Consider the following 6314-nt stretch of genomic DNA (forward strand, 5'->3'; position numbering starts at 1 on the left):
TAAATTTTCATAACCAAAATTGGGTAGCCTAGGCGTCATCCATTAATTGCTCACAACCTAAGGGTATAAAACACTATGACTTCTATTCCTGCCCAATCAACATCAGATGATCAATCACAGTCCAAGCTAGTACCGCCGCATGGTAGCGAGACTCTAAAGCCGCTGCTATTAAAAGATAGCGCGCGCGAAGAGGCGCTGAAGCTTGCCAGCACCCTGCCGACCATTACCTTAAGCTCACGCGAGCGCGGTGATTTAATTATGCTAGGTATTGGCGGTTTTACACCACTAGATGGCTTTATGAATCAAGCCGACTGGCAAGGGGTGGTCGATGAGATGCGCCTAAAGTCAGGTGATAATGCTGGTCTGTTTTGGCCGATTCCGATTACCTTATCTGCGCCTAAAGCATTAACCGACACTCTTAATCAAGGCGATAAAGTTGCGCTTGTAAGCGAGGACGGCGAGGTGATGGGTATTATCACTGTCGAAGAGACTTACGATATCGATAAAGATCACGAGTGCCAGCAAGTCTTTACTACCACTGATCCTGAGCATCCAGGTGTGCAACAAGTGCTCAATCAAGGCGAGGTCAATGTCGCAGGCCGCGTCGAGGTGCTTAGTGAAGGCGAATTTCCTGAGCTATATCCGGAGATTTACAAAACCCCAAGTGAGACCCGTGAGATATTGAGTAATAAAGGCTGGAAAACGGTTGCTGCTTTTCAGACGCGTAACCCGATGCACCGTTCGCATGAGTATTTGGCGAAGATTGCTATTGAGATTTGCGATGGCGTACTCATTCACTCCTTGCTTGGGGCGCTAAAGCCAGGTGATATTCCCGCTGAAGTACGTCAAGAGGCCATTAAGACACTGATAGATAATTACTTCAGAGCCGATACCGTGATTCAAGCGGGCTATCCGCTAGATATGCGTTATGCAGGCCCTCGTGAAGCTTTATTACATGCCGTATTCCGTCAAAACTACGGCTGTAGCCATCTCATCGTTGGCCGTGATCATGCCGGTGTTGGTGATTACTATGGTGCGTTTGACGCACAAACTATCTTTGATTATGTTGGAAAAGACGATTTGATCACTCAGCCGCTAAAAATTGGCTGGACCTTTTGGTGTAACGCTTGTCAAGCGATGGCCTCTGATAAGACTTGCCCGCACGATGCAAGCGAGCACGTCAAAGTATCCGGCACCAAACTGCGTAAAGCGCTATCAGAGGATCTTGAAGTACCTGATAACTTTAGCCGCCCTGAGGTGCTTGAGATCTTGCGTGAATACTATGCCGGTATCGCTAAAGAAGAACGCGCTGAGGTTAAGCTGACTGGCGCTTCTGCAGTTTAAGATAGTTTTAAAATCTTCAAGCATAAAAAAGGTGTCAGACCATGAGTTTGACACCTTTTTTATCATTAAAACTTAACCAAACCATTATAACGCTTGAGCGTTAATTCAATTCGACTTCTCCTGCCAGCTTTTGATAATCGCCAACGATTGAGCCGCCACCAGAGCAATAATAATTAAGCGCGTACTTATCATCGCTATCTATCGTCAGCTGATCACCTTGAAATTGTAAAAATACTTTACTTTCATTAGCTGTGGTCTCAAAGATAATCCCGTGTGCTTGATCTTGACCCATAAATTTTGCTTGGCCATCAAAGGTGCAAGTTGGCTTTTTTATATCATCACGAGAGCGCACTGTTATATGAACGCTATTCTGATCATTCTCATCTGCTTGCACCTTCACGGCAATCCAATCATAGCCTTGATGACGCTGACTATAGCTATCTGACACATAATCACCGACTACCGCTTGTACGGCAGGAGATACGGCGGCTACAGTTGCTAAGCTAGCTGTTGCCATAGTGTTAGTACTAGTGCTAGTAGCGGATGAGGTGTTATTGCAGCCTACTAGCGATGCGCTACTGATGAATACTGCGGTTAACATGGCAAGCGATGTATAAGGTTTTTGAGAGGCGCGCAAGGTCATATATAAGCCTTAATAATTAGAAAGTTAGTAAATAAGAAGATAAAGGTAAAACCATTAGATTAAAGCAGCATAGCTAATAACGTGGCTGATGCCAAGATATTCCTTTAATTAGCTTTTTTGATATTTTCATACTCATATATTCCATTTTGGCAGAAACATACACATATTCATCATTAAAGATAATATGCAGACGCTGTTAGCATACTTGCATGATTATTCAGCCGCAGGGCAAGACCTATTCCCTTTTTTTTATTGAACATTTATCAATGATCTATTCGAGTCGAGGCACTTATGACCAAAAGCTACTCTGTAAATAAAACCCACTTATTTAAAAACAAAACGCTAAGCGCCCTCAGTATCGCAGGCGTAGCAGTCACACTTGGCCTAGCAGGCTGTAGCAATAATGAGACCGCAGACACGGCAACCAGCGCTGACTCTGCGGCAAGCGGGGAGGCGCAAAACATTGAACTGTTAAATGTCTCATATGATGTAGCGCGTGATTTTTATAAAGATTACAACCCGATGTTCGTTGAGCATTACCAAGCCGAAAACCCTAACGCTACTATCAATATCAAGCAGTCGCACGGTGGCTCAAGTAAGCAAGCATTGTCTGTCGCAAATGGTCTACAAGCTGACGTGGCAACCATGAATCAAGGCTCAGATATTGAGCTATTACAAAAAGAGGGCTTGGTCGCGGACGATTGGGAGCAGCAGTTCCCGGATAACGCGGTACCTTTTACCAGTACGATCGTCTTTTTAGTGCGTAAAGATAACCCTAAAAACATCAACGATTGGGAAGATTTGACCAACGACGGTATTGAGATTGTCATGGCCAATCCAAAGGTGACGGGTAACGGTCGTTATGCCTTCTTGGGCGCTTATGGTTATGGCTTACACGCTTTTGATAATAACGAAGATAATGCGCAAAACTACGTCAGAGACATGCTCAAAAACGTCAAAGTCTACGAGAATGGCGGACGCGCGGCAACCACAACCTTCGTACAGCGTGGTATCGGTGATGTGCTTGTGACCTTTGAGAATGAAGCGAACCTAGCTGCGACTAAGTTTGGACAAGGACAAGTCGATATCGTGTACCCTGATTATTCTATTAAATCAGAGAGCCCTGTCGCTGTCGTTACTACCGTTACTGATAAAAAAGGCACGACAGACGCCGCCAAAGCGTATCTAGATTACTTATGGAGCGAGCCGGCTCAGCAGCTAGCGGCTGATCTATACCTGCGCCCAAGTGTGCAAAGCGTCCTTGAGAAAAACGGCGACAAATTACCACCGGTTGAGACTTTCCGTCCAAATGATACTTTTGGCTCTTGGGATGAGATTATGGGTAACTTCTTTAGTGATAACGGTGTCTTTGATCAGCTGGCAGTGAATGCTCCGCAGTAGCGCTTACCATAACGACTAGCCATTATTATTGTCTTTATGAGCTGTCTTAACAGACAGACAAATCCAAAATGTTCATCATAAATAAATAAGGACATGGCTACCTGCGCTATGTCCTTTATACCGTAAGCTGCCTAGATGCTCACCACAAATTCAAGAGCACTAAAAGACAAAGCACTCATAATCATCAATAAGTGCTGATAACAATACAGACAGCGACGTAATAATTAGGATATCACTATGAGCGCCACGACACCTCCGGTCAGCCCCTCGCCCAAACCTGCAAAAAAAAGCTGGCTGACCCGTATGCGCCAGCGTAATGTGTTACCGGGTTTCGGGCTTAGCATGGGTATTACCGTTTTTAGCTTGTCCTTGCTGGTGGTGTTGCCGTTTGCGATGATGGCATATACAACGACGCAGATGGGCTGGAGCGGGTTTTGGGAGACCATCTCACAGCCGCAAGTGACTGCTGCTATCAAGCTAAGCTTGTGGGTGTCGTTTCTTGCGATGCTGACCAATATGGTGTTTGGTACGCTTGTCGCTTGGGTGCTGGTGCGCTACGAGTTTTGGGGCAAATCCTTAATCAATGCCTTAGTTGATCTACCATTTGCCTTACCAACGGCGGTAACCGGTATCTCGCTTGCCACGCTTTATGCGCCTAATGGTCTGATAGGGCAGTGGTTTGCCAAATTTGATATTCAAGTGGCGTTTACACCGATAGGTATTTGGCTGGCTTTAGTCGTCGTTAGTTTCCCCTTTATCGTGCGCGCTGTACAGCCGGTACTTGCCGAGCTATCGGTTGAATTTGAAGAGGCCTCAGCGGTATTGGGCGCTAATCGATTAACGACATTTGGTAAGGTTATCTTGCCTGAGCTACTACCAGCGTTATTTATGGGCGCAGGCATGATGTTTGCTCGCGCAACCGGCGAGTACGGTTCGGTTATTTTTATCGCCGGTAATATCCCAATGCAGTCTGAGATTTTGCCCATCATTATCATCAGTAAGCTTGAGCAATTTGATATTCAAGGGGCATCGGCTGTCGCTTTATTTATGCTGATGATCTCGTTTGTTATTTTGCTCAGTATCAACATCGTACAGTGGAAGCTGTCGCGCCGCGTAGGAGCACGCTAAGATGCAAATCGCCAATAGTTATGATTATCAAAGCAATCCTGCCACCAAAGACGCGCCATGGATCAGACGCTTATTTATCGGTATCGCCGTATTATTTATGATTTTGATGCTGGTTATACCACTGCTTGCGGTGTTCTATGAAGCGCTAAAGGGCGGCTGGGATCTATACATCGCCTCGCTTGTGGAGGATGAGGCCCTACAAGCGATTAAGTTGACGCTACTAACTGCCGCTATCATCTTACCGATCAACATGGTGATGGGTATCGCTATTGCGTGGTTGGTGACGCGTTATCAGTTCAAAGGTAAGCAGCTAGTGACCACCTTGCTCGATCTGCCGTTTTCGGTGTCGCCTGTGGTTGCAGGTCTGATGTTTATCTTGCTGTTTGGTCTGAACTCTCCTGTTGGCGGCTGGCTTGAGAGTCTTGGCTTTCAGGTTATCTTTGCAGTACCGGGTATTGTGCTAGCAACGTTATTTGTGACTTTTCCCTTTGTCGCGCGCGAGCTAATACCTTTGATGCAGACCCAAGGCGACTCGGAGGAGCAAGCGGCACTAACATTAGGGGCTAGCGGTTGGCAGACGTTTTGGCATATTACTATGCCTAATATTAAATGGGCGCTGCTGTATGGTCTGATTTTGACTAATGCGCGAGCCATGGGCGAGTTTGGCGCGGTGAGTGTGGTATCTGGACACATAAGAGGCGAAACCAACACTATGCCGCTACTGGTCGAGATTGCTTATAACGAGTATAACTTTACCGCCGCCTTTGCTTTATCTAGTATATTGGCAGCGCTAGCACTAGTGACGTTATTGCTACAACAGGTGATGACGAAGATGCAAGAGCGCAAATTCGCTAAGTCTGCGCGTCTGGTTGCTGCTCCTGAGCTACCTGTCAGCGCCAATGACACACCTACACGGCATAAGCCTGAATAACAAATAGCGTAAGCCATTTATATTATAAGCAAATAAGAGATACACGTATGAGTATTGAAATTAGAGATGTTAATAAAACCTTTGGTGATTTCACCGCTTTGAATAATATCAATATCACCGTACCTACAGGTAAATTGACGACACTGCTTGGCCCCTCAGGCTGCGGTAAAACCACGTTATTACGCATTATTGCCGGCTTAGAATATGCAGACTCTGGTCAGATACTATTCGATGATTTGGACGTGACTAATATTCCGGTACAAAAACGCCATATCGGCTTTATGTTTCAGCATTATGCGCTGTTTCGTCATAAAAACATCGCCGATAACATTGCCTTTGGCCTAACATTACTACCTAAGTCTGAAAGGCCTAGTAAAACCGATATTAAGAAGCGGGTAGCGGAGCTGTTAGAGCTCGTACAATTACCACAGCTTGCCAATGCTTATCCGCATCAGCTCTCAGGCGGGCAGCGTCAGCGTATTGCACTAGCAAGAGCCTTAGCGGTCAAGCCAAAACTCCTGCTATTGGATGAGCCATTTGGGGCGCTTGATGCCAAAGTGCGTAAAGAGCTGCGGACATGGCTAAAAGACATTCACCATGAACTAGGGATTACTAGTATTATGGTAACCCATGATCAAGAAGAGGCGCGGGCAATATCTGATGAGATTGTGGTGATGAATCATGGCCGTATCGAGCAAGTTGGCACCTCAGAGCAGCTTCTTAACCAGCCCGCCAATAGCTTTGTCAGAGATTTCTTAGACTTGGCATAGTGTTATGGTCTATAAAAAAAGACTTAGATTAACACACCAAGTGCAACGCTAATTAATATTATAGAACGCCTGCATAGGCGTCTTAAACCCTAATCGT

General features: G+C 45.7%; 5 protein-coding genes and 1 pseudogene. 5 read left to right on the forward strand and 1 reads right to left on the reverse strand.

Annotated features, from left to right (window positions below):
• The first annotated feature begins 75 nt into the window (after positions 1 to 75).
• Complete coding sequence (gene sat / locus AAEY83_RS11465; RefSeq protein ID WP_025644305.1) at positions 76 to 1344, forward strand: sulfate adenylyltransferase; 1269 nt, start codon at positions 76 to 78, stop codon at positions 1342 to 1344.
• 100 nt (positions 1345 to 1444) lie between these two features.
• On the opposite strand, the gene AAEY83_RS11470 is transcribed toward sat, so the two are convergent.
• Entirely contained in the window at positions 1445 to 1987 is a 543-nt protein-coding gene (locus AAEY83_RS11470; protein ID WP_025644306.1) for a hypothetical protein, read from the reverse strand.
• 291 nt (positions 1988 to 2278) lie between these two features.
• Between AAEY83_RS11470 and AAEY83_RS11475 the strand changes: the two genes are divergently transcribed.
• The 4 genes and pseudogenes from AAEY83_RS11475 to AAEY83_RS11490 all read left to right on the forward strand — a co-directional run.
• On the forward strand, positions 2279 to 3388 hold the full coding sequence (locus AAEY83_RS11475) for a sulfate ABC transporter substrate-binding protein (protein ID WP_025644307.1): 1110 nt from the start codon (positions 2279 to 2281) through the stop codon (positions 3386 to 3388).
• 303 nt (positions 3389 to 3691) lie between these two features.
• Positions 3692 to 4516: a sulfate ABC transporter permease subunit CysT gene (cysT, locus tag AAEY83_RS11480; protein ID WP_227501926.1), complete on the forward strand. Its 825-nt coding sequence runs from the start codon at positions 3692 to 3694 to the stop codon at positions 4514 to 4516.
• A gap of 1 nt (position 4517) precedes the next feature.
• On the forward strand, positions 4518 to 5447 hold the full coding sequence (cysW, locus tag AAEY83_RS11485) for a sulfate ABC transporter permease subunit CysW (RefSeq protein WP_025644309.1): 930 nt from the start codon (positions 4518 to 4520) through the stop codon (positions 5445 to 5447).
• Positions 5448 to 5494: 47 nt separating this feature from the next.
• Positions 5495 to 6214, forward strand: a pseudogene (locus AAEY83_RS11490) (sulfate/molybdate ABC transporter ATP-binding protein); the annotation flags it as partial.
• Between the last annotated feature and the right edge of the window lie 100 nt (positions 6215 to 6314).

The organism is Psychrobacter sp. TB20-MNA-CIBAN-0197, from assembly GCF_040309765.1.
Lineage (GTDB): Bacteria > Pseudomonadota > Gammaproteobacteria > Pseudomonadales > Moraxellaceae > Psychrobacter > Psychrobacter submarinus.

What these genes read in the sequence shown, in the direction of transcription:
- sat (WP_025644305.1), top strand. Translation starts at nt 76, where the DNA reads ATGACTTCTATTCCTGCCCAATCAACATCAGATGATCAATCACAGTCC.
- AAEY83_RS11470 (WP_025644306.1), bottom strand. Translation starts at nt 1,987, where the DNA reads ATGACCTTGCGCGCCTCTCAAAAACCTTATACATCGCTTGCCATGTTA.
- AAEY83_RS11475 (WP_025644307.1), top strand. Translation starts at nt 2,279, where the DNA reads ATGACCAAAAGCTACTCTGTAAATAAAACCCACTTATTTAAAAACAAA.
- cysT (WP_227501926.1), top strand. Translation starts at nt 3,692, where the DNA reads ATGCGCCAGCGTAATGTGTTACCGGGTTTCGGGCTTAGCATGGGTATT.
- cysW (WP_025644309.1), top strand. Translation starts at nt 4,518, where the DNA reads ATGCAAATCGCCAATAGTTATGATTATCAAAGCAATCCTGCCACCAAA.